Origin of the sequence: Streptomyces sp. A012304 (assembly GCF_026008495.1) — a bacterium.
In the GTDB taxonomy this organism is placed as follows: Bacteria; Actinomycetota; Actinomycetes; order Streptomycetales; family Streptomycetaceae; genus Streptomyces.
This window is the reverse complement of sequence record NZ_BQUN01000182.1, coordinates 73,961-97,131: the sequence shown is the minus strand read 5'-3', so window position 1 is coordinate 97,131 and position 23,171 is coordinate 73,961. Positions and strand designations below refer to the sequence as shown.

Genomic DNA, 23,171 nt, shown 5'->3' with positions numbered 1-23,171 from the left:
GACTGTGCCGAGGCCGGGTTCTCAGCCGTTGGGCCGGCCCGGCAAGGAAAGAGAGGGAGTTCCCGCTCCCTCTCGATGCCGCTCGGGTCCCGGAGCGGCGGGCACCGTGTGGCGCGTGCCGGCTTCGGCGGGCGGTGCGGTGTGCCGCGGGCGGCGCAGCAGCAGCGCTCCGAGGACGGCGGCGAGCAGGGTCAGTACGGCGGAGACGATCAGGCAGAGGTGCAGGCCGTCGAGGAAGGCCTCGGACAGCGCGCCCAGCACGCGCGGCGTGTCCGCGCCGAGGTCGAGCCCGCCGACCGCGCCGAGCCCGCCGTGACCGGCGACCGCCCCGACCTGCTGCACCGTCCGCTCGGTCAGGCCCGCGTCGGTGAGGTGACCGGGCAGGGCGTCGACGGCCTTGGTGGACAGCAGGGCGCCGAGGACCGCCGGGCCGAGGGCGCCGCCGACCTGACGCAGGGCGTTGTTCGCGGCGGCGGCCATGCCCGCCTGGGGGAACGGCACCGAGCTCACAGCCGTGGCCGTCATCGGTGTGATGACGAAGGCCATGCCGAGTCCGAGCAGCGCCAACCGCCAGGCCATCGAACCGAAGGAGGTGTGCACGTCGAGGTCGGTGAGGGACAGCAGGGCGGCCGTCATGACCAGCAGTCCGCCGGGGATGAGAACACGCGGCGAGACCCGGTGGACGAGCCTGCCGACCGGGGCGCCGAGCAGCAGCGGGCCCATCGTCACCATCAACAGGCGCCAGGCGGCGTCCAGGGTGGACAGACGCTGGACCATGCCGAAGTAGAGGCTGAGGGCGAAGAAGAACCCGATCAGGCCCAGGAAGCTGATCATGGCGATGAGGGTGGTGGCGGTGAAGGCCGGGCTCCGGAACAGCGTCAGATCCAGCATCGGGCTGGAGCTGCGGCGCTCCACCAGGACGAACGCGACAGCGGCGACGGCCGCGGTGGACAGCGCGACCAAGACCTGGGTGTCGGTGAACGACTCGGCTCCGCCTTCGATGATTCCGTAGACCAGGGCGGTGATCGCCAGCGCGGCGGTGAGCTGGCCGGGCCAGTCCAGACGGCGGGAGCCCGGCGCCCGGGAGTCGGTCAGGAGTCTCGCGGCGAAGGCCATGGCGAGCAGTGACGCGGGAAGGGTGGGGAGGTAGATCCAACGCCAGGCGAAGTGGTCGACGACGACGCCGGCCAGGAGCGGGCCCATGGCCAGGGCGACAGAGAGGGAGGTGGCCCACAGGCCGATGAACTTGCCGCGCTCGCGCGGGTCGGGAACGGCGTGGCTGATCAGGGCGAGGGTGGTGGGCAGCAGCGCGGCCGAGCCCAGTCCGGCGAGGGCCTGGCCGGCCCACAGGACCTGGACGGACTGCGCGCACAGGGCGACGAGGGCGCCGAGACCGCTGAGGGCGAGGCCCGCCTGGTAGACCCGTTTGCGGCCGAGTACGTCGCCGAAGACGCCGGCGGTCAGGATGAGGGCGGCCATCGGCAGGACGAACGCGTCGGTGACCCAGGACAGCTGGGAGGTGGAGGCGTTCAGGGCCCGCTGGATGGCAGGCAGGCTCACCGAGACGGTGGTCACCGGCAGGTAGGCGACGAACATGCCGACGCAGGCCATGACGAGCGTGGCGGCACGCCGTTCCTGCGGCGCGTTCGCCGGGGTCGTGGCATTCACGGAGACTCTCCCTCGCAGCGCCGGAAGCGCTGATCAACGGGGTTGTGGGCTGGCGTGCACACCCTCCGTGCCGCCGCGGTCCGGACCCGGCCACCACCCGCCGGAACCCGGAAAGGCGACATCGGACCCCTGTTTTCGGAGGATTCTCGACTCATGCCTCGGGGCCGGCCTCGGCGCGAGGGGGTACGCGATCCCCGCGCCGAGGGCGGACGCGCGCCCGTGGCTACGGCACGTCAGTGGAACTGTCCCGGCTCGTAGTCGCCGGCGGGCTGCTGGGCGATGATGTTCAGCCGGTTCACCGCGTTCATGAAGGAGACCAGGACGGCCAGGGCCGTGAGCTGTTCCTCGTCGTAGTGTTCGGCGGCCGACGCCCACACCTGGTCGCTGACGCCCCTGCCCGCGTCCGCGACCCGGGTCCCTTCCTCCGCCAGCTCCAGGGCGGCGCGTTCGGCCTCGGTGAAGACCGTGGCCTCCCGCCACGCCGCCACGAGGTTCAGCCGTACGGAGGTCTCGCCCGCGGCGGCGGCGTCCTTGGTGTGCATGTCGATACAGACGGCGCAGCCGTTGATCTGGCTGACGCGCAGCGCCACCAGCTCCTGCGTCGCGGCGGGCAACGGCGAGTCCTTCATCGCCCGGCCCGCCGCCATGAAGTGCTTGAGGACCGGGCCCGCGGTCGGGCTGGCGAAGTAGTTCAGTCGCGCGTCCATGTCTGCTCCTTCGTCGTCGTCAGTGGCAGCACCTCTGAGACGAGGCAGCCCGGCCTCCTGTGACATGGCCGCCGCCGGTGCTCGCCCACGTCCCCGGGCGGGCGACCAAAAGACCCGGACGGCATACCTTCGTAGGCCGCGCCGAGACCCAAGACCGATGTCCCGGTACCGGGCGCTTTCCTAGCGTGGCCGTGTGACGACGACCGACACCGAGTCCGAGAACGCCAGGAAGGCGCCGCTGCGGCGCGGGGCCGTGCGGGGTGAGGAGCGGGCGCCGGCGCCCGATCTCGCGCGCGGTCTGATGCTCCTGCTCATCGTCCTGTCCAACACCGCGTTCCACCTCTGGGCGGCCCGGCACGGCCCCTCCGGCTGGCAGCCGGTCGACGGCACGTGGGCCGACCGCGCGGTCCAGTTCACCATGATCACCGTCCTGGATCTGCGGGTCTACCCGCTGTTCGCGTTCCTCTTCGGCTACGGGATGACGCAGCTCTACCTGCGGCAGACCCGCGCCGGGACCCCGGCGCGCGCCGCGGTGGGGGTCCTGCGCAGGCGCAGTCTGTGGCTGATCGTCATCGGGCTGTCGCACTCCACCCTGCTGATGGCCGGTGACATCGTCGGCTACTACGGGCTGCTGAGCCTCGTCCTCGGCCCGCTCTTCATCAGGCGCAGTGACCGCGCGTTGAAGTGGTGGATCGGGATCGCGGCCGCGCAGCTGGTGTTCTTCACGGCCCTACCCGTGGTGACAGCCACGCTCCAGGGCGAGTTGGGGTCCCTGGGGAACTCGGAGGCGGAGGCGGACTACGAGGCGTACGGGTCGGGTGAGGAGAACGCGCTCACGGCGCTCACCACCCGGTTGACGACGGGCCTGTACATCACCTTCGCCGCCGCCCCGCTGACCCTCCTCGGCGGCGGCTACCTGATCTTCCTGCTCGGCTTCTGGGCGGCACGCCGCCGCGTCCTGGAGGAACCCGGGAAGCATCTGCGGCTGCTGCGCCGTACCGCGGTCGTCGGCATCGCGGTCGGCTGGCTCGGCGCCCTGCCCGCCGCGCTCGCCCACGTCGGCGCGCTCCAGGTGCCGGACGACGCCCAGAGCGAGGAAGGCGCGCTCACCATCCTGCGGGACTTCACCGGAAACGCCGCCGGCATCGGCTACGTCGCCGCGGTCGCGCTGTTCACGCACTGGTGGACCAACCGGCCCCGCCGGCCGGGCCGGTGGGGCGCCACCGCCTTCGACGCGGTGTCGGCGGTCGGCAAGCGATCGCTGTCCTGCTACCTGACGCACTCGCTGCTCTTCTCCCCGCTGCTGGCGGCCTGGGGTCTCGGCCTCGGTGAACACCTGACCAGCGCGACCATGGCCCTCTTCGCGATCGGCGTCTGGCTGATCACGGTGGCCGGGGCGTACGTCCTGGAACGGGCCGGACGACGCGGCCCGGCCGAGACACTGCTGCGCCGGCTGGTGTACGGGCCCCGGCGGTCACCGGATGTGGCGGCGCGTCAAGCGGGGTGAGCGCCGGCGCCCGGATCGCCGGTGCCCCGTGGCGCCTGGAAGCACCGGCTCCGCGGTGTCGCTCGGCCAAGGCAGGAACTGTTCGAGCCGTTCGATCCGCCACACGAGGTGCCGGCGCGGGGCCCTCGGCACGCTGAACTCGGCGGTGGTGCTCATCGGAGACGCCGGTGAGGCACCGTGGACACGCGACGTTCCCAGGGGGCCCAGTGAACGTGACGGAGTTCCGCACGGACCGTTACCCGACGGCGGAACGGTTCATCCGATGGCGCGACAAGCTCGTCGAGGAGTTGGTACCCACCGTCGTCCGCAGTGACGAGGCGGACGACTTCCGGGCGAGCGCACGGCTGCTCGACCTCGGCCCGGTGCGGCTGTCCGCGCTGACCCACCCGTCGGTGGAGGTCTGCCGGACATCGAGGCTGGTCCGGCAGTCCGACACCGAACGCTGCCTGTTGCTGCTGAACCTGCGCGGCAGCCAGAGAGTGGTGCTGGGCAGCCTGGACACCACGATCGGCCCGGGTGAGATGGTGCTCGTGGACACCTGGCACCCGTGGCGCTGCTGGGCACGCGCCCGGGACGGTGCGGTCGAAGCGCTGTGGCTGCGCGTTCCCCGGGCGCTGCTGCCGTTGCCGATCGACAAGATCAATCAGCTCGCGGCCGTGCGATTACCGGGCGGTCAGGGCCTGGGCGTCCTGCTGTCCGGCTATCTCCAGCAGTTGCTCGCCGGTGCCGCGGCGTACCGGGCGACGGACGGGGCGGGCCTGGCCACCGTCACCGTCGATCTCCTGACCGCCTGGTGCGTCCACCACCTCGACGCCGAGGCCCGGTTGACGCCCGAGGCGCACCAGCGGGTCCTGCTGCAACGGATCCACGACTTCATCGACAGCCGGCTGGGCGACCCCGGCCTCTGCCCGACCGCCATCGCCTCGGCCCACCAGATCTCCACCCGCTACCTGCACCGGCTCTTCCAGGGCCAGGGCATGACAGTCGTCGGCCGCATACGCCAACTCCGCCTGGAGCGCTGTCACCGAGACCTGGGCAACCCCCAGCTGGGCTCCCGCCCCATCCACGTCATCGCCGCCCGCTGGGGCTTCACCGACGCCGCTCACTTCAGCCGCACGTTCCGCGCCGCCTACGGCATGCCGCCGAGGGATTACCGGTGCCTGGTCCACCACGGCCGTGGCGGGCACGCATCGTCAAGTACTGGGCATGGACCGACAACGACACGCGCTTCCTCACGCTCAAGACTTGGCACCGAACGGATCGCTTGATGCGTTCATGCCCAGCACCCCCCGGGGTGTCGGGCAGGCAGTCCAAAACGGAGGGAAACCAATGAAGCGCTATCTCGTAGGGGCAGCCGGTGCGCTCCTCCTCGCGGCGGGGAGCCTGGCGGGCGCCTCGGCCGCCGGGGCCGCCCCCGCCTCACCGGATCACGTGTCGTACTGCGACAGCTTCGTCAACTACGGCACGAGCTGGAAGGCGAACTGCCGGGTCGACTACGGGCGCTCCGGGTCGGTCACCGTGTGTTCCGACGGAACCAGGATCTACGGCCCCCTCGTCGGCGTCGGCTACTGGGTCTTCGGCGGCAACTGCTCCGGCCACGGCACGGTGAGCAGCTGGGCCGTCTACGACGGCTGACCACCCGTAGACCGTCCGCTTCTCCCGGCGCTCCCGGCAACCGCCGCTCCGGCGGCCGCCGGGAGCGCCGGCTCGTCCGGCGGCGGGGCCGGTCCTGGCGGTCCCGACGTCCGGGTCAGCCCGGCGAGGGGGGTGTGGACGCCTGCCCCTTAGAGGTCCTGGTACTCGGCCGGCTGCCGCACCACCGCGCTCACGCGGTGCCCCCGGTCGACGGTCTCCGCGACAGCAGCCGCACCTCCGACGCCGAAACCCATCCGTACGGCCCAGACCGGCCCGGCAGCCTCGCGGGTCGTCGCCGAACCCGTCCGCGTGGCCCGGGCACCGCGGCGCCCGACCGCGACCGGCGCGGCCGAACACAGCCTGGGCCGGGCGCCGCCGAACACGGCCCCGACCAGGCGCCGACTACCCTGACCGCTACAGGCCGGCTCAGGGGAGGCGTGCCGGCCGCAGGGGGCCGGTCCGTCGGCGAAAGGTTCGGACGTGCAGGAGCTGGCGATCATCGAGGCGCCGTCCGTGCTGGGGCTGCGGCCGTCCGGCGTCCAGGATCTCCCGGCGGCTCTTCTCGAAGCCGGTCTGCCGGACCTTCCGGGGGCGGCGCGGGCCGGCCGGGTCGAAGCGCCGGCGTACGACCCGCGGCGGGACGAGGCCACCGGGATCCTCAATCCGGTCGGCATCGCGCGGTACTCCGTCGCCCTGGCCGACGCGGTGGGCGGCGTCCTGGACCGTGGCCGCTTTCCCGTGGTCCTCGGCGGTGACTGCAGCATCCTGCTCGGCGCTCTCCTCTCCCTGCGCCGCCGCGGACGCCACGGCCTGCTGTTCCTCGACGGCCACACCGACTTCTACCAGCCGTCGGCGGAGCCGGCCGGCGAGGCGGCCTCGATGGAACTCGCCCTGGCCACGGGCCGTGGACCCCGGCTGCTCACCGACCTCGAAGGCCGTGGTCCCCTGCTGCGCGACGAGGATGTCGTCGCCCTCGGTTTCCGCGACACCGGCGAGTCCGCCGAGGCCGGGATGCAGCCACTGCCGCCGGGGCTGTACGCGATCGACCTCGACGGTGTGCGGACGGCCGGCGCCGCCGCGGCGGCGCGCCGGGCGGTCGACCGTCTCACCGCCGGCGACAGCGCCGGGTTCTGGGTCCACCTCGACGTCGACGTCCTGGACGACGCCGTCATGCCAGCCGTCGACTACCGTCTCCCCGGCGGGCTGACATGGCGGGAACTGGAGAGTGTGCTGCGGACGGCACTGGCGGACGAACGAGCCGTCGGCCTCGATGTCACGATCTTCAATCCTCGCCTCGACCCCGGGGGAACGATCGCCGCCCGCCTCGCCGAGTGCCTGCGCCGGGGCCTGTCGTCACGGACCGGCGGCACAGGCTGAGCAAGCCGAGCAGGGCCGCACCCCCGTCCCGTGCGGACCACCCCGCCCGGTCACCGTCCGTGAGGCGTTTGCCGAACCGTGACTCCGTTCCCCAATGCCCGTATTCTCGTCAATGCCATATTCTTCCGAAAAGCGCATGATCCAGGGCGCGAGTGAGGCGCGGCATGGTGCGGTCCGACAGCGAACCGACGGAGGCGGGCCGTGCGACAGGCGGCACGGGGCCCGCCCGCTTCCGTGAGCGGTTCTTGCAGGGTGAGCCGGTCGAGACGGGTGTGCGGCCGTCGATCCTGAGTTCCTGGCAGCGCTCCCGGTCCCTGGGGCTGTCGCCGGACCAGTCCGAGCTTCCCTTCCGGGGGGACTTCGACCCGGACGGCCGGATCGTCCGCGCGGCCGTCCCGGTCCTGGACCGGTTGCAGGCCAGGTTCGACGGCAGCGACATGAACATCTCCGTCGCCGACGCGAGCGGGACCGTTCTGCTGCGCCGTTTCGGCAAGGCGTCGCTGGCCAGGAGACTCCCGCCGATCCAGACCGTCCCGGGGTTCATGTTCGCCGAGCGGTTCGCCGGCACCAACGGCATCGGTCTCGCCCTGGCGGAGCGGAAACTCATCCGGGTCTACGGTGCCGAGCACTTCGCCGAGCGCTCCCAGGGCAGCGCCTGCCGCGCGCTTCCCCTGCGTGACCCGCTCGGCGGAGGCATCGAGGGTGTCCTGTGCTTCGGCTATCCGCGCAGCGCCGAGCACCCGTCGCTGGACACCGTGATCCGCAGGGCGGCCGCGGCCATCGAGCGGCGCCTGCTGGCGCAGAGCTCCAGCCGTGAGCGCGCTCTGTTGCGGGCCTACCTGGACGCCCGCGCCCAGCACGGCGTCGACGTCGCCGAGCCGGCCCTCGGGCTGCGCCCCCACGACCGGGCGATCCTCATGGAGAAGGCCACGGAGCTGATCGCCCGGGCGCAGCGGGCCGCCGTCGACGTGCCGCTGCCCGACGGCCGGCGGATCACGCTCGTGAGCCGTCCGATGACCAGCGCCTCCGGCGTGGAGGGCTTCGCCGTCGAGGCCGTGTTCCCCGGCACCCCGCCCTTCGCGCGGCTCGCGCTCCGGCACCCGGCCGACGAGCCGCCGGGCTTTCCCGCCGAGCGGGCCGTCCTTCCTGTCGCCCCGGCCGGGCCCCTCGCCGTCGCGGCACCCGGGCGTTCCTTCCCCGAGTTCCAGGAGACGGCGCCCGGCCGCGTCACCTCGGGAGGCTCGGGCGTCGCGGCCGCCGGCGTCGACGGCCCGGCCGGTCCGACCGCGGATCGTCACGACTCCCCGCTCGCGAGCGGGCTCGTACTGGTGGGCGAACCCCAGGTGGGGGCGTTGGCCCTCGCCGCGCGGCGCCGCCTGGAACTGCTGTCCGAGGCGGGCAGCCGTATAGGCACCACCCTGGACGTACGGCGTACCGCCGAGGAACTCGCCGAGACCGCGGTGCCGTCACTGGCCGACTTCGTCACCATCGACCTGCCCGAGGCGGTACTGCGCGGCGAGGAACCCGTCGACCCGCGCAGCGACCTGCGCCGCACGGTCGTCCACGGCATCCGCGACGACTGTCCCTTCAGTCCGGTCGGCAAACAGGTCGCCTACGGGCCGACGACGCCCCAGTCGCGGTCCCTGATCAGCGGTCAGGCGGTGCTGGAACCCGACCTGAGGGCCGCCGCGGCGTGGCTCGCGCGGGACCCCGAGCACCCCGAACAGCTGCTGCGCCACGTGCACTCCCTGATCACGGTTCCCCTGGTCGCCCGCGGCGTGATCCTGGGCGTCGTCGGCTTCTACCGCGCGCAGGACCCCGCCCCCTTCGAGGACGACGACCGCTCGCTGGCACAGGAACTCGCCCACCGCGCCGCCCTGTCCCTCGACAACGCCCGGCGCTACACACGTGAACGGGCCATGGTCCTGGCCCTCCAGCGCAGCCTGCTGCCGCACGGCCGGCCCGAGCAGGACGCCGTCGACATCGCCCATCGCTACCTGCCGGCCGAATCCGACGTCGGCGGGGACTGGTACGACGTCATCCCCCTGTCCGGGGCCCGCATCGGCCTGTTCGTCGGCGACGTCGTCGGCCACGGCATGCTCGCCGCCGCCACCATGGGCCGGCTGCGCACCGCCGCGCGCAGCTTCGCCGAACTCGACTTCCCGCCGGACGAGGTCCTGACCCACCTCGACAACCTCGTGGGACGCCTGGACCGGGAGGACCCCGCCTCGGACGGCAGCGGCCTCATCGGCGCGACCTGTCTGTACGCCGTCTACGACCCGACCTCCCAGCTGTGCGCCATGGCCCGCGCCGGCCACCCCCCGCCCGCGCTGGCCCGTCCCGACGGCACGGTGTCCTTCCCGGAGCTGCCCGCCGGGCCTCCCCTGGGACTCGGCGGACTGCCCTTCGAAGCCGTCGAGATCCACCTCCCCGAGGACAGCCTCCTGGTCCTCTACACCGACGGGCTGATCGAGGACCGGAACCGAGACGTGGACCTGGTCCTGGAGCAGTTGCGCACGGCCTTGGCCCACCCGGGCCGCACGCCCGAGGAGACCTGTCAGGTGGTCCTGGACACCGTGGCGCCCGCCCGCCCCTACGACGACATCGCGCTGCTCGTCGCCCGTACCCACGCCCTCGATCCACGGCGGATCGCCACCTGGCACCTGCCCGCCGACCCGGCCCTCGTCAGCGAGGTCCGCGCCTCAGCCACCCGGCAGCTGGCCGACTGGGGACTCGACGAGGCCGCGTTCTCCGCGGAACTCATGCTCAGCGAGCTGGTCACCAACGCCATCCGCCATGGCGCCGGCCCCGTCCAGGTGCGGCTGCTCTACGACCGCAGCCTGATCTGCGAGGTCTCCGACACCAGCGACACCGCTCCCCATCTGCGCCGGGCGGCCGTCACCGACGAGGGCGGCCGTGGTCTGTTCCTCGTCGCGCAGCTGTCTCAGAGCTGGGGGACGCGCTACACCCCGGAAGGCAAGGTCATCTGGGCGGAATGCGGCCTGTGACCGCCGCGAACGGCCCGGTCGAGCCTGCCGGCGGACACTGACGCGTCGAGACCACGAGAGGCCGAAATATCCGAAATACAGGTACACGTTCCACTAATATCGCTTCTGACAGTCGGGAAGAATGCCACGTCGATCACCGGAGGCGTCCGTGGAACCTCTGGTTCGCGTCCGGGGGCTCGCCAAGCGGTTCGGCGCGACCGTCGCACTGGCCGGCGTCGACCTCGACGTCCGCACCGGCAGTGTCCTCGCCCTCCTCGGCCCCAACGGAGCCGGGAAGTCCACGCTCATCAAGGTGCTCGCCGGCGTCCATCACGCCGACGCGGGGCGGGTCACGGTGGACGGCCACCCGCTCGGGAGTCATGCCGCCACCCGCAGCATGTCCTTCATCCACCAGGACCTCGCTCTGGTCGAGTGGATGACGGTCGCCGAGAACATCGCCCTGACCACCGGGTACGCGCGCCGCGCCGGACTCATCTCCTGGCGGCTGACCCGGGAGCGCTGCACCGAGGCCCTGGGAACCGTCGCCGGACATCTCGACCCGGACGCGCCGGTCGCCCGGCTGGCCCCGGCCGATCGTTCCCTGGTCGCCATCGCACGGGCCCTGGCGGCGCGGGCGAAGCTCATCGTCCTCGACGAGCCGACCGCCCGCCTCCCCGCCGCCGACTGCGCCCGGCTCTTCCACGTCCTGCACACCCTGCGCGACCGGGGGCACGCCGTCCTCTACGTCAGCCACCGCCTGGACGACGTGTACGAGGTCGCCGACACCTTCGCCGTCCTGCGCGACGGCCGGCTCGTCCGCCACGGCTCGCCGGCGCACCACAGCCCCGCCCGGCTGACGCAGGACATCATCGGCGAGGAGCCGAGCGACCACCGCCCCGCCACGGCGTCGGCCCACGGACCGGCCGTCCTGACCCTCGACGGCGTACGGACCGCCGGAGCGGGGCCGGTCGATCTGGAGCTCAGGGCGGGGGAAGCCGTGGGCCTGGTCGGTCTCACGGGCGCCGGACAGACGGACCTGGGCCGAGCCGTCGCGGGTGTCCGGCCGCTCCTCGAGGGACGGGCCCGTCTCGGCGGCCGGCCGTACCGTCCCCGCTCGGTCGCCGACGCCGTCGCGGCCGGCGTCGGCTTCGTGCCCGGTGACAGACAGCTGGAGGGCTGCTTCACCGAGCTGACCGTACGGGAGAACCTGCTGGCCAATCCCCGTGCGGAAGGCCGGTCGGCGCTGCGCCCGATCAGTCCCCGCCGTGAACGCCAGGAGGCCGCCGCCCTGATCGAACGGTTCTCGGTGCGTCCCCGCGACAGCGAGCGCCCCGTCGGCACCCTGTCCGGAGGAAACCAGCAGAAGGTCATGATCGGACGGTGGCTGCGGGCGGGCCCGCGGCTGCTGATCCTGGAGGAGCCGACGGCGAGCGTGGACGTCGGCGCCAAGGCCGCGATCCACCGCCTGCTCGACGAGGCGCTGGCCGCCGGCCTTGCCGTCCTGCTCGTCTCCACCGACTTCGAGGAGGTCACGACCGTGTGCCGGCGCGCCCTGGTCTTCGTCCGCGGGTCCGTGACGGCGGAGCTGAGCGGTCCCTCCCTCACCGTCGCCGGGCTCACCCGGGCGGCCTCGGACCTGCCCCTGTCCGGAACAGCGACGAGCCGGTGACCGCCTCGCCCTCGCCCCGGCCGCGACCCCGACGACCGGGGCCGCCCAGCCGGCCCGGCCGACAGATGCCGCGCCCTTCGGCCCACCTGCGCGACCAGGGGGGACACCTCATCGGCGCCTACGGCCTGCTCGCGCTCACCGCCCTCCTCGTCCTGGTCTTCTCCCTCACGCTGCCCCGCACCTTCCCCACCCTGGACACCGTCGACTCGATCCTGTCCACCCAGTCGATCCCGGCCATCCTCGCCCTCGCGGCCATGGTTCCGATCGTGACCGGCGCGTTCGACCTGTCCATCGGCTACGGCCTGGGCCTGGCGCACGTCATGGTGATGCAGCTCGTCGTCAACGACGGATGGCCCTGGCCGCTCGCCTGCCTCGCGGTGATCGTCGGCGGCGGTGTCGTCGGTGCCCTCAACGGGGTCGTCGTCGAGTTCGGCCGGATCGACTCCTTCATCGCCACGCTCGGCACCGGCAGCATGCTGTACGCCGTGACCGGCTGGATCACCGACGGCGGTCGGATCGTCCCCGGTCCGCAAGGCCTGCCGGCCGCGTTCACCGATCTCTACAACTCCACGTTCCTCGGCCTGCCGGTGCCCGCCTTCTACCTGCTCGCGCTCACCGCCGTCCTCTGGCTGGTGCTGGAGCGGCTGCCGCTCGGCCGGTCCCTGTACGTCGTCGGCTCCAACCCGCGCGCCGCCGACCTCCTCGGCATCCCGGTCCGCAAGCACACCGTGTACGCCTTCACCGCGTCAGGGCTGATCGTCGGGTTCGCCGGAGTGCTGCTCGCGGCCCAGCAGCAGATCGGCAATCCGAGCGTCGGCCTCGACTACCTGCTGCCCGCCTTCGTCGGCGCCCTCCTCGGCTCCACCGCGATCAGACCGGGCCGCCCCAACGCCATCGGCACCCTGGTCGCCGTCACCGTCCTCGCCGTCGGCCTGACCGGCATCAGCCAGATGGGCGCGGAGTTCTGGACGGTCCCGTTGTTCCACGGCGGCACCCTGCTGCTCGCCGTCGGCCTGGCCGGCTACGCCGCGCGCCGCCGCCTGCGCACCGGAGCGACCACCGCCCGCGACGCACCCGCCATGCCGTCGAAGCAGCCGTCCTCCCCGACACAGGACGGCGGCACGGCGGACGGCACCTCATGACCCACCCGTGGGCATCGCCCCCGGCCTCCCGCCCACGCATCCTCCGTGAGGAGCTTCCCGTGCACGGCAACCGCAAGACCACCCCCGGCGCCCTCCCGGCCCGGTGCGCCGCCACCGCGCTGCTGGTCACGGCGACCGTCCTGGTCGGCTGTGAACGCGGCTCGTCGGGCGGCCCGGCGGACTCCCCCTCCCGGCCGAGCGGCTGCCCCGAGGTCCAGGCCAGGGCCCAGGCCGCCGTCAGCCGGGCGGAGCGGTCCGACACGCCCTGGAACGGACCGACCAGCGGTCCCGCCGCGGTGTCCGGCAGAAGCATCGTCTATGTCGCGCAGACCATGACCAACCCGGGAGTCGCGAGCGTCGCCGGCGCCGTGCGGGAGGCCGCGCGGGTCATCGGCTGGAACGTCCGGGTCATCGACGGAGGCGGTACTCCCGCCGGCATCCAGGCGGCGATGAGCGAGGCCCTGGCCCTGCGGCCGTCCGGCATCGTCATCGGCGGTTTCGACCCCGCCTCGACCTCCCAGCAGGTGGCGCGGGCCAACGCGTCCGGCATCCCGCTCATCGGCTGGCACGCGGTCGCCTCCCCCGGCCCGAGCCGGCACCCCGAGCTCTTCACCAACGTCACCACCGAAGTCGACGACGTTGCGAGGATCAGCGCGCAATGGGTCATCTCCGACTCGGACGGCAACGCAGGGGTCGTGATCCTCACCGACGCCTCCATCCCCTTCGCCAGGAACAAGTCCGAGCTCATCAGAGAAGAGCTCGCCACCTGCTCGGGGGTGCGGCTGCTGGCGTACGAGAACATCCCGATCCCGGACGCGAGCAGTCGCACGCCCCGGGAGGTCTCCGCGCTGCTCTCCCGCTACCGGGACAGGTGGACCCACTCCGTCGCCATCAACGACCTGTACTTCGCCGACGCCGCCCCGGCCTTCCGCGCCGCCGGCGAGAAGGGGGCCGGCCCGCCCTTCAACATCGGCGCCGGAGACGGTGATCCCTCCGCCTTCCAGCGCATCGACAACGAGCAGTACCAGGCGGCCACCGTCCCCGAGCCGCTCTCCCTCCAGGGCTGGCAGATCGTCGACGAGTTCAACCGCGCCTTCTCCGGCCGTCCCGCCAGCGGATATGTGGCCCCCGTGCACATCAGCACGACCGACAACACCGACGGCGCCACCACCTGGAACCCGTCGGGATACCGGGAGGCGTACCGGAAGATCTGGGGGAAGTAGGCACCAGGCAGAACAGGACGCCCGTGAGACGTCGCCTCCTCGCCTCTCTCTGTGACGCGACCGAGGCGGGGGCTTGCCGGGCCGGTCCCCGTCACAGCAGGCGCCGGATGTCTCCGCGCACCCGGTAGAAGCCGCCGGCCGCCGGGTGCAGGTCGTCCACCACGTAGCGCGCCCCGGGCTCCCGTATCGCGCGGGGAAACTGCACCTTCCAGGACGAGTCGTAGCCCTCGGACACGACCCGCACCCGCAACCGGCCGCTCTCCTGGACACACTCGACGACGATCGTCCCGGCGGGGGCCCGGGTCACGGTGGCCACCGCGTCCACGGCCGTCGCCGGCGCGTGGGCCGGCAGGGCCGCGGCGAGCTTGATGTCCCGCGCGACCGGTACCGTGCCCTGCTGAGCGGCGGAGACGGCCGCCTCGCTCGCGTCCACGCACACCAGCGAGCCGTCCGTGGTCACCAAGTACAGCCGCTCGTCGTGGTACTGCATCGACAACGCCGAGCCGCCGCCCGTACCGAGCTTCCACAGCCGCGTACCGTCCCGGTCGAAGCAGTAGACGGACGACGCGGCGTCACCGGCGAAGACGAACCGCCCTCCGGGTGACGTGGCGCACGAGTACACCGCGCTGTCGCAGACGTAGGTGGCCTCGATCGCGCCGTTCGCCTTCGCCAGCCGCTGGACCACGCGGTGCGCGGTGCCCGCGTACACGGCGTGGTCCTCCTGCCAGCCGAACAGGACGCCGCCCCGGGTGGGGGTGTGCCACAGTTCGCCGCCGCCGTCGGGGACGTACGCGGTGACGCCTCGGTGGTGGCCGTGGTAGACGGCCCGGTCGTCGGCGCGCACCATCCAGGCGTGCTCGCCCTGGCTGCGGCGCGCCCACTGGTGCTCGTCCTCGTGGTCGATGACGGTGAGCCTGCCGTCGCGGTCGGAGACGTTCAGGATGCCCTCGTGGATGTCCAGCCAGAAAATGTCGACGTCCGCGGAGATGTCGTACGCGGCGAACGGCAGCTTGGAGGACAGGTCGTAGACCTTGCCGTCGTCGCAGCCGGCGTAGATCCAGAAGTCGTCGGCCACCAGGCACTTCACACCGTCCGGCAGGCTGAAACGGGCGAGGACGCCGCCGTCGTGGTCCAGGGTGTAGACGTCGCCCTGCTGGTTGCCCACCCAGCAGCGCTCGTCGTCGACGTGGATGCCGAACGCCGACGAGCCCGTGCGGAACCGCCACAGCACCGGTGCCACGGCGCGCGCGGTGGACGGGGCGGAGGTCACCTGACGCCGGGTCACCGGGCGCGGGGCTCGCTGCCCGGGGACGGCCGGCGCGTAGCCCTTGCGGACCTTCTCGCCCACCTTCCTGGCGGCGGCGGCCTGCGCCTTCTGCGGTGTCGCGAAGGTCGTCGTCGTGGTCTGGCCGGCGGCTCCGATCCGTCCGTACCGCACCGTCACCACCGTGCCGTCGACCGCCACTTCGTAGAACTTGTGCGCCCCGCCGCCTTCCTGCGACAGCTCCAGATACGTCGTCGACACCGCGGACCCGGCAGACATGGCAGACCCCTCCCAAGGACGTACGGACCTGCTGTCTTCGGGCAGGTCCCACTGATCACACCGTAGGGGGAGCCACTGACAATCGGGCGGGCCGACCGCCTGGGCGCGGTACGGCGGGCGGTCGGCCGGTCAGGCGATGCCGCCGTCGGTGAAAAGCACCTGGCCGTCGACCCACCGGGCCGGCGAGGAAGGCGCCGGTCTCTCGGCGATGCCCTCCGGGGTGCGGGGCCGCGAGAAGCGACCCCAATGCCGGTCCGCACGGGTCCGTTCCCGGGGGTCTCGCCCCGGTCCCCGCCGGAGCCTGCCTCACAGGAGCCCTGAGACCTTGGCGCTCGCCGACAGCTCGTACACCAGGGTGACCGTACGACGGCCGCCGGGCGGGAGCATGACGTCCCAGCGGGCGACGCCGTCCGCGTCGACCGCGTCGGGCGGCGGGGAACAGGCTTCCTTGCGCAGACGCACCTCCACCGCCGCGACCTCCGAGACCGGGATCCGCTCCCGCAGGACGACCACGCGTGCGTCCTGCTCACCGGGCGCGGAGAACCGGGACAGGTGCAGTCTGACCGTGCGGGTGACGACGGTCCGCTGGGTCATGCCGACGGTGTCGCGGGTCTCGTCGGCCTGCCTGACCACCCGGTAGTCGTCGCGGCTGCCGAAGGCGAGCTGGAGGGGCGCGCCGGGGGCGGTGAAGTCCAGCGTGCCGCGGCCGCTGAAGCCGCTGCCGCGGACCAGGTCCACGGGCCCGGCGAGCAGCGCGTGACCGGACAGGTTGTCACCCCGCACCACCTGGGTGACGAGCGGGGACAGCTCGGGCGAGCACGCGTACTCGCTGCCGGCAGCGGTGGTGAACGCGGAGAGCGGCACCCGGTGGGCGCGGCCGTCGCCGGGCACGGAGACCGGTGCGGGCGAGGTCAGCACCCGCGCCTCACCGCCGTCGTCCACGCCCGGCAGGCCGACCACCGGGGCCGGGCCGAGGTCCCCGATCTCCTCCTCGCGCCACTGGACGTCCACCGTGCGGCGCTCCGCGGCGGGGCGGTCCACGAGCGTCAACCGGTCCTCGGTCAGGCGCGGCGGCTCGGTGGCCAGCGCCGACCGGGCCGTCGACAACGTCAGCCGTACGTCCGACCAGTCCTCGCCGGTGCGCTGCCAGACCATGGCGTCGGTCTCCAGCGTCAGGCGGTCGCCGTCGAGCACGGCCCGGTAGGCGGGCCGCCACAGCGCGCACGGGGTGAGGTGGCTCAGGCGCAGCGCGACCGGCCCGTCGGCCGTGGCCTGCACGGTCAGCTCGACATGGCCGACCAACTCGGCGGGTTCCCGCTCGAAGTGGTCCATGGCCCGCCGGGCCGCCCCGAGTTCCGCGGTGAGGGCGGTCAGACGGGCTTGCACGGTGCGCAGTTCCTCGCCGTGGGTGTCCCGTTCGTCGTCCACGCGGTCGAGTTCGCGGGCCCAGCGGGGCGCTTCGTTCTCCCCGGAGCCGGCGCCTTCGCCGATCTCCCGCAGCAGGTCGGCGGCGAGGCGGCCGAGCAGGTCGAGGCGGGCACGCAGCCGATCGCGTCGCTGTTCGAGGGCGACTTGCTCCTCCTCGAGGGCGTGCACACGGTGGCGCAGGGGGGAGTCGTCGTCCGTGAGGGGCTGCGGTCCACGAGGCGTCCAGCTGCGGACGATCCGCGCGTCGAGCACGGTCGCGGGATGCTCGGCGGTCAGCTCAGCATGGAGGGTGCGGTCGACGGCCAGCGCGCTGACCGGTCCGAGACGCAGCCGCTGGACGCCGGCCCGCAGGTCGAGCACGGCGGTGCGCTCGATGTGCGCACGGTCCTCCAGGCAGGTGACGGCGGTGACGGGGAGGGCGATCGGCTGGGAGGCCGTGGACATGGTGTGTCAGCTCCTGCGGTTGCCGCCGGCCAGGGTCTTGTCGGCCGGGATGCGGATCTCGTAGCCGCCGTCAAGGGTGGCGGTGCCGCCGGCGGGCAGGTCCACCCGCCAGACGCGGGTGCCCGGGGCATGGTGATCGGGCCCTGCGCCGGCCTCGGGTGCCGTCCAGTCGGCTCGTTCCTCGATCCGGACGTCCGGTTCGGAGGTGACCGGTACCCGCTCGCGGACCTCGACGGTGACGGGCCGCGCGAGCCGGTTGGCCAGCTCCACATGGACGCGGTGGTCGAGCACGGTGACGTTGTTGCGCAGACCCGCGGTCGACTCGTGCAGGTTCGTGCGGCGGGTGACCCGGATGCTCTCGGCCTGGCCGAGTCCCACCCGGCTCACCCCGCCGGGGGCGAGCGTGGGGAGCGCGGCCGTCAGCAGGAAGTCGTCGTCGACGGTGACCTCCACCGGGCCGGCCAGCAGTGCCTGGCCGGTGGCGTTGGAGAGAACCAGTGTCGCGTACACGGTCTGCTCCACGGACGGCACGCACAGGTACTCGGTGCGCAGACCGACCGGGATCTCGCCCACGGTGACGGTGTGCCAGGTGCCGTCCGACGGGATGTCGGCGCGGGCGGTGGCGTCGAAGCGGTGGTCGAAGGAACCCGCCGACTCGCGGGGCCGTACGGCGTGTCCGGGCAGGGGCAGCTTGGCCACCGCTTCGGCGCGCCGACGGTACTCGGACGCCACCGGGTCGTGGGCGGAGTGGGGGAACAGCCGGCCCCTGCGGCCGCGCTGCTCGTCGGGTCCTGACAGGACGAGGGCGGCGTAGTCGAGTTGGTCACCGCTCGGCTGCGGCGGCCCGGGCGCGACCTCGACCCGCGCCTCGCGCGCCCTCGCCGGTGCGGCGGACGGTGGCGGCGCGGCCCCGGGAGCCGCCGGTGCCATGGCGGCGGGAGCCGCGAAGGGCGCGCCGCCGGCCCGTGGCGGGCCGCCCGGTGCCGAGGGGGCCCGCCGGGCGAGTTCGGGTGCCGCGGCGCCGACGGCCCCCGGGAAGGCGCCGCCGGGCATCGGGAGCGCGGTGGGCGGCGCGCCGTACACCTGCGGTGCCGGCGGCGGTGGCGGAACGGGAGCGGGCGCCGAGCCGCCCGCCGAGGCCACGGGCACGGCAGGCGCGGTGGCGGGGCGGGGGCCCGCGGCGTCGTAGCCGGTGAACAGGTCGGCCAGCCCCGCCGGCGGCTCGCGCCAGCCAGAAGGTGCGGGATCGGGCTGACGGCGTCCGATCCGGACCGAGCGGAGCCTCGGCAGGTCGGTGCGGCGCCGCAGATCAGCGGTGGCCAGGGCGAGGCGTACCCCGGTCCAGTCCTCGCCGGTGCGCTGGGCGACCGAGGCGCGCAGCACCAGACGGCCGCTGTCGTCGCCCTGACGGTGGGTGAGACGGTAGGCCGGAACCCAGACGGCGCCCGGCACTCCGTACTCGAGTTCCACGTCCGCGTCTCCGGCGCCGTCGAAGGTCACGACCGCGCAGACCGTGGTGCGAAGGTGGGCCGACGGCGCGTCGGTGGAGGCGCGGGCGATCCGGTCCTCGGCGACGGCGAGGTCGTGCTCGGCACGCCGCAGCGCCTCCTCCGACTCGGCGAGGCGCTCGTGCAGGTGTGTCAGCCGTGCGTCGACGAAGTCGGCGAGCCCCAGCCAGGCGTCGGCCGGGGTGCGGCGGTGCGGGTCGTCGCGCCTGCGGGTGGGCGGAACGGGGTGCAGCGCGGTGATCTCCGCGATCAGGTTCAGCTGACGGTCCCGGCGTCCCCGCGCCGCCTCGCACACCTCACGCAGCCGCTCGGCCTCGCGCAGCAACGCGTCGGGGGTGCCGGTGTCGAAGGGCTGGGCGTCGACCTCGACCCGGGCCTCGGTGACGCGGAGCCCGGACGTGCCCACGACGCGTGCCCGCAGTGAGCCCGGGTCCAGCGAGCGGGGCAGTCCCGCCACCCGCACCCGGCCGTCCGGCGGCACGCTGCCCCGGGCCAGACGGCGGCAGAGCGCACCCTGCGCGTACACCACGACCGCGTCGAGGGTCGACTCCCAGCTCTGTGTGCTCTCAGGACTCATGTGCTCCGCCCCCCGCCGTGTCCTTGCAGGCTGAAGCCTACGACGGTACGGGCGCCGCGGCCCCGTCGGGTGCTCAAGCGGTATGTGCCCGTTCGGTTTGAACCCGGAGCAATGCGCGCACGTACGGACGGCCGGGACGTACGCGCCCTGCCCGTCGCGGTCAGCCTTCCCCGGCTCAGCGTCGGGCACTGTCGATCAGATTTCGAGGAGTACACCGATGACCACCTCGCGCCTCAACGACTGGCTGACGGCACGTCAGCCCCTCGTGCTGGGTCTGTTCCGCATGGTCCTGGGCCTGTTGTTCACCACGGAGGGCGCCGCGACGGTCTTCGGCGTGCTGGGTCGAAAGGCCAGCCCGACAGGTGACTGGCCTTTCTGGTACGCCGGGGTGATCGAGCTGATCTGCGGCGCGCTCGTCCTCCTCGGTGTCGCCACCCGCGGCGCGGCCTTCCTCAGCTCGGGCATCATGGCGTTCGCCTACTTCACCGAACACCAACAGGACGGCCTCTTCCCGCTGCAGAACGGCGGCCTGGCCCCGGCGCTCTTCTGTTGGGGGTTCCTGCTGCTGGTGTTCTCCGGCCCGGGCGGCCTGTCGCTGCCAGGCCTGGTGGGCCGGGAGCGGCACGGGCGACCGGCCGCTCACCGTGCGACCGAGGTGTCTTCCTGAGGACTGCCGGGCCGGTGGACGGCGTCCCGAGGTCAGTGCGAGTCGTCGCCGGTCCACTTCCGCAGCAGTGCCTCACGCTCTTCGCGCGGCGGGGTGCCGTCGGTGGCGTGGTCACGGCCCCAGGCGAGCAACTCGCCGACAGCGACGGCACCGTCGGTGAGCCGCGCCAAGAGCGTGCGGGAGAGCTCGTACTCGACGGGTGTGTAGATGCCGCCGGTGACCGCTGAGGCGACGCTCACCTCGACGGCGTCCGCATCGGTATCGGTCTCCACCCTCACGGTGTAGTCGGGCGGGAAGCCCCCGGCGCCGGTCACCGCCACAAGCACTGAGTCCAGGGCCACGGACGCGAGGCGGCGGGCGGCGGACCGCACGGCCACGTCACGGACGTCGATCCGCCGCACCTGGTCCCAACCCCACGACCTGCCCTGGTCGACGCCGACGGTCTCGACGCCGTCCTCCGTCAGCCGCACCCCGGTCGCGGCACCGACGGCCTCGGCTCCCACCCACACCGATTCCTCAGTGATCCAGAACAGACCGACCATGGCCATGAGGTGCCTCCAACAGCGATGCGATGAGCGAACGACACGGCGCTCTCCCGTGTCACTGTCTGAGACGGCATGGAAGGATCTGTGGTTCATCCCTCTCCGCGCAGCCCGATCGGAAAGGAAAAACCTGTCCCGTTTCCGTGGTATCACTACACAACTGGGCAGCAGTAGCCGCTGACGGCCGCAGCACCAGCACCGTTTCCGGACGCGGGTCGTGGGCCCGTCGCCCGTGAGGGTCATGAAGGAGCGTGAGGATCAATGTCTGACACCTCGACCGAACCGGACGGAGTGACCTCCCAGTACGCGGCGCAGGTCGCCGGTGACCTGGAGCGCAATCTCAAGGAACAGGAACGCATCAGCGGTGAGATCGCCACACTGCAACAGCAGTTGGCGGCGTTGGAGAAGGACCGCTCGGTGCTGCTGAACGTCCGGCAGGCGCTGGGTGTCGAGCCTCCTCAAACCGCGCCGGCGGCCGAACCGGTCACGCCGGCGGCCGAGCCGGTCGCGTCGGTGCCCGCGCCTCGCAAGAAGACCGCGGCAGCGGCGGGTACCGCCAAGCAGACGAAGGCCAAGAAGGCCGCTCCGGCGGCCCGCAAGCCGGCCGACAAGAAGAAGGCCACGCGGACGGCGAGCATGGAGCCCGCTCAGCCCTCGCTCGTCTCGCTGGTCCGTGAGCATCTGGCCGGGCAGAGTGAGCCACGCTCCGCGGCCGAGGTCGCCCAGTCGCTGGGGCAGCAGTATCCCGAGCGGGGTATCAAGGCAACCGTCGTGCGGACCACCCTCGAAGGTCTGGTGGCCAAGAACCACGCCCAGCGCACCAAGCAGGGCACGTCCGTCTTCTACACCGCTCCGGACGCTCAGCCGCCGGCCGAGGAGCAGAAGCAGGAGCCATCGGCCTGAGCCGAGGCCGTGCGGAGTCAGCGGGAAGCCGTCCGTCTTGAGCAGGGGGCCGGCTTCCGGCACTCAGGCGTGTACCTGACATGAGTGCGCCGCTCTCCCCGCCGCAGGGACGGAATGAAACATTCCGGTTCGTCGTTCCGACTGAAGAGACACTGTCGATGTTCAGGCGGTCGAGAACCCATGCACGCTGCCCGTCATGCCCGCTCCGCCGTCGCGGCCGCCGCCGCGACGGCGGTCGTCGTGCTCGTGGGCTGCGCCGCCGCCCCGGGTGCGAAGGTCCCGAGCGACACAAAACCCGCGGTGTCCACACCGACACCACCGACACCATCTGCGCCGGCGCCACAGACGCCCGTCGCCGAGCCGTCCACCGCTGAAGCCGCACCCTCCTCCGCCCTCTCCCCCACCCCCGCTCACCGGCCCAGACCCGCCGACCTCGACATACCGTCGATCGGCGTGACGGATCTGCGCATAGTCCCCTACGAGGGGACGACCGACGACCGGGCCGGCACACGGATCCAGGACCGCGGCGTGGCCGCGAGCCCCCACGGAGAGCAGGGCGGCGTGGGGCCGGGTGAAATCGGCAACTACCTGGTGACGGCGCACCGGCTCAGCGCCGGCGGACCGCTGCGCGAGCTGCCCGCCGTCGATGTGGGCGACACGGTCTTGGTGACGGCGGACGGCACGGTGTACGAGTACCGCATCGTCCAGACCCGGACGACGTCCTTCCGCTCCGCCCGCTCCCTCGCCGAACAGCGGGCCGACGTCCCTGGCGCGCCGGGGAAGAAGCCCACCCAGGCGATGATCACCCTCTCCACCTGTGCCACCCCGGAGGACAACGCGGCGGGCAACTACTGGCGCGACGCCCAGGGCAACCCCGAGCACCGCATCGACAAGATCGGCGTCCTGTCCTCGACCCGACCGGCGGCGGCAAGTCCTCAGTAGCCCCTCGGGACGGGCCGGAGTGCTCGGTCACAGCAGGTGACCGAGCACTTCCTGCCGGTCCCGCCCGTCAGAGCTGGAACTCCGCGGGGGACACACCGAGCGCCGCGCAGGCCTCCCTGAGGACCTCCTGCTCCGCCTGGGAGAAGTAGCCGTCGGCGCCGGCGATGACGATGCCGGTCTGGATCACCGCCCGGGCCTCGGCCGGCTTCTTGGCGGCCTTGGCGATCTCCTGCATCGCCTCGGCCTTGCCCTGCGGGAAGTTACGTGTGAGCAGGTCGACATGCTTGTGGAAGCGGTCGCGCAGCTGCTCCGGCGGGAAGTTCTGCAACACGTCGTTGCTGAGGATCATCGACTCCATCTGCTGCCGCTCGGCCGCGTCCACATGGCCGTCCGCCGCCGCGACCAGGGCGCACATCGCCATGCTCGCGTCCCGGTACGCACCGCTCTTCAACTCGGTCTTCAGGGAGCCCAGCTGTGTTTTCAGCAAGCCGACCAGCTGGGCGCGCGAGCCACCGCTCGAACCTCCGTGCGGCGCGCCGTGCGACGCGCCGTGCGCACCACCGCCGAAGCCGGGAGCGCCGTGTCCGCCGGTCGCGCCACGACCGCCCTGAACCTGCTGCTGCAGGTTCTTCGCCTGGTCCTTGAGCCGGTCGAACAGTGCCATTGACGTCCACCTCGATACTCGTCCGAATCTTCTCTCAT

At 72.7% G+C, this 23,171-nt stretch carries 18 protein-coding genes; 11 read left to right on the top strand and 7 right to left on the bottom strand.

Features of this window, described 5'->3' with window-relative positions:
• Window positions 1-21 precede the first annotated feature (21 nt).
• Together ALMP_RS36365 and ALMP_RS36360 are read right to left on the bottom strand one after the other, a co-directional pair.
• A complete protein-coding gene (locus ALMP_RS36365) occupies window positions 22-1,668 on the bottom strand; it encodes an MFS transporter (RefSeq protein ID WP_264936132.1) in 1,647 nt (548 codons plus the stop codon).
• Window positions 1,669-1,901: 233 nt separating this feature from the next.
• A complete protein-coding gene (locus tag ALMP_RS36360; RefSeq protein WP_264936130.1) occupies window positions 1,902-2,375 on the bottom strand; it encodes a carboxymuconolactone decarboxylase family protein in 474 nt (157 codons plus the stop codon).
• Between the two features lie 193 nt (window positions 2,376-2,568).
• Between ALMP_RS36360 and ALMP_RS36355 the strand changes: the two genes are divergently transcribed.
• The 8 genes from ALMP_RS36355 to ALMP_RS36320 all read left to right on the top strand — a co-directional run bounded on the left by ALMP_RS36355 (window position 2,569) and on the right by ALMP_RS36320 (window position 13,915).
• Window positions 2,569-3,882: a DUF418 domain-containing protein gene (locus ALMP_RS36355; RefSeq protein ID WP_375803588.1), complete on the top strand. Its 1,314-nt coding sequence runs from the start codon at window positions 2,569-2,571 to the stop codon at window positions 3,880-3,882.
• A 206-nt stretch (window positions 3,883-4,088) separates the two neighbouring features.
• A complete protein-coding gene (locus tag ALMP_RS36350; RefSeq protein WP_264936129.1) occupies window positions 4,089-5,150 on the top strand; it encodes a helix-turn-helix domain-containing protein in 1,062 nt (353 codons plus the stop codon).
• A gap of 61 nt (window positions 5,151-5,211) precedes the next feature.
• Window positions 5,212-5,517, top strand: coding sequence for a hypothetical protein (locus ALMP_RS36345; RefSeq protein ID WP_264936127.1), 306 nt, complete (start codon window positions 5,212-5,214; stop codon window positions 5,515-5,517).
• 480 nt (window positions 5,518-5,997) lie between these two features.
• Window positions 5,998-6,894, top strand: a complete 897-nt coding sequence (locus ALMP_RS36340) for an arginase family protein (protein ID WP_264936125.1) — start codon at window positions 5,998-6,000, stop codon at window positions 6,892-6,894.
• Window positions 6,895-7,058: 164 nt separating this feature from the next.
• A complete protein-coding gene (locus ALMP_RS36335) occupies window positions 7,059-9,902 on the top strand; it encodes a SpoIIE family protein phosphatase (RefSeq protein ID WP_264936122.1) in 2,844 nt (947 codons plus the stop codon).
• 121 nt (window positions 9,903-10,023) lie between these two features.
• A complete protein-coding gene (locus ALMP_RS36330; protein ID WP_375803587.1) occupies window positions 10,024-11,550 on the top strand; it encodes a sugar ABC transporter ATP-binding protein in 1,527 nt (508 codons plus the stop codon).
• Window positions 11,547-12,692 carry an ABC transporter permease gene (locus ALMP_RS36325; RefSeq protein WP_264936118.1) on the top strand — a complete coding sequence of 382 codons (1,146 nt, stop codon included), beginning with the start codon at window positions 11,547-11,549 and terminating at the stop codon, window positions 12,690-12,692. The genes ALMP_RS36330 and ALMP_RS36325 overlap by 4 nt, the downstream gene beginning before the upstream one ends.
• A gap of 59 nt (window positions 12,693-12,751) precedes the next feature.
• The gene (locus ALMP_RS36320; protein WP_264936116.1) at window positions 12,752-13,915 is read left to right on the top strand and encodes a substrate-binding domain-containing protein; all 1,164 of its coding nucleotides are present in this window, start codon (window positions 12,752-12,754) and stop codon (window positions 13,913-13,915) included.
• 91 nt (window positions 13,916-14,006) lie between these two features.
• Here ALMP_RS36320 and ALMP_RS36315 read toward each other — a convergent pair whose 3' ends face one another.
• The 3 genes from ALMP_RS36315 to ALMP_RS36305 form a co-directional block, all read right to left on the bottom strand.
• Window positions 14,007-15,458 (bottom strand): WGR domain-containing protein, encoded by a 1,452-nt coding sequence (locus tag ALMP_RS36315; protein ID WP_264936114.1) that lies wholly within the window; start codon window positions 15,456-15,458, stop codon window positions 14,007-14,009.
• Between the two features lie 306 nt (window positions 15,459-15,764).
• Window positions 15,765-17,330, bottom strand: a complete 1,566-nt coding sequence (locus ALMP_RS36310) for a mucoidy inhibitor MuiA family protein (RefSeq protein ID WP_264936112.1) — start codon at window positions 17,328-17,330, stop codon at window positions 15,765-15,767.
• Window positions 17,331-17,336: 6 nt separating this feature from the next.
• A complete protein-coding gene (locus ALMP_RS36305) occupies window positions 17,337-19,415 on the bottom strand; it encodes a DUF4139 domain-containing protein (protein WP_264936110.1) in 2,079 nt (692 codons plus the stop codon).
• A gap of 217 nt (window positions 19,416-19,632) precedes the next feature.
• Between ALMP_RS36305 and ALMP_RS36300 the strand changes: the two genes are divergently transcribed.
• Entirely contained in the window at window positions 19,633-20,082 is a 450-nt protein-coding gene (locus ALMP_RS36300; RefSeq protein ID WP_264936108.1) for a DoxX family protein, read from the top strand.
• 32 nt (window positions 20,083-20,114) lie between these two features.
• Here ALMP_RS36300 and ALMP_RS36295 read toward each other — a convergent pair whose 3' ends face one another.
• On the bottom strand, window positions 20,115-20,630 hold the full coding sequence (locus ALMP_RS36295) for a hypothetical protein (RefSeq protein ID WP_264936107.1): 516 nt from the start codon (window positions 20,628-20,630) through the stop codon (window positions 20,115-20,117).
• Between the two features lie 255 nt (window positions 20,631-20,885).
• Here ALMP_RS36295 and ALMP_RS36290 point away from each other — a divergent pair, with 255 nt between their 5' ends.
• Window positions 20,886-21,527 carry a hypothetical protein gene (locus ALMP_RS36290; protein WP_264936105.1) on the top strand — a complete coding sequence of 214 codons (642 nt, stop codon included), beginning with the start codon at window positions 20,886-20,888 and terminating at the stop codon, window positions 21,525-21,527.
• A gap of 180 nt (window positions 21,528-21,707) precedes the next feature.
• The gene (locus ALMP_RS36285) at window positions 21,708-22,469 is read left to right on the top strand and encodes a class E sortase (RefSeq protein WP_264936103.1); all 762 of its coding nucleotides are present in this window, start codon (window positions 21,708-21,710) and stop codon (window positions 22,467-22,469) included.
• Window positions 22,470-22,536: 67 nt separating this feature from the next.
• Here the strand turns inward: ALMP_RS36285 and ALMP_RS36280 are convergent, their stop codons facing one another.
• On the bottom strand, window positions 22,537-23,133 hold the full coding sequence (locus tag ALMP_RS36280; protein WP_264936102.1) for a tellurite resistance TerB family protein: 597 nt from the start codon (window positions 23,131-23,133) through the stop codon (window positions 22,537-22,539).
• Window positions 23,134-23,171 lie beyond the last annotated feature (38 nt).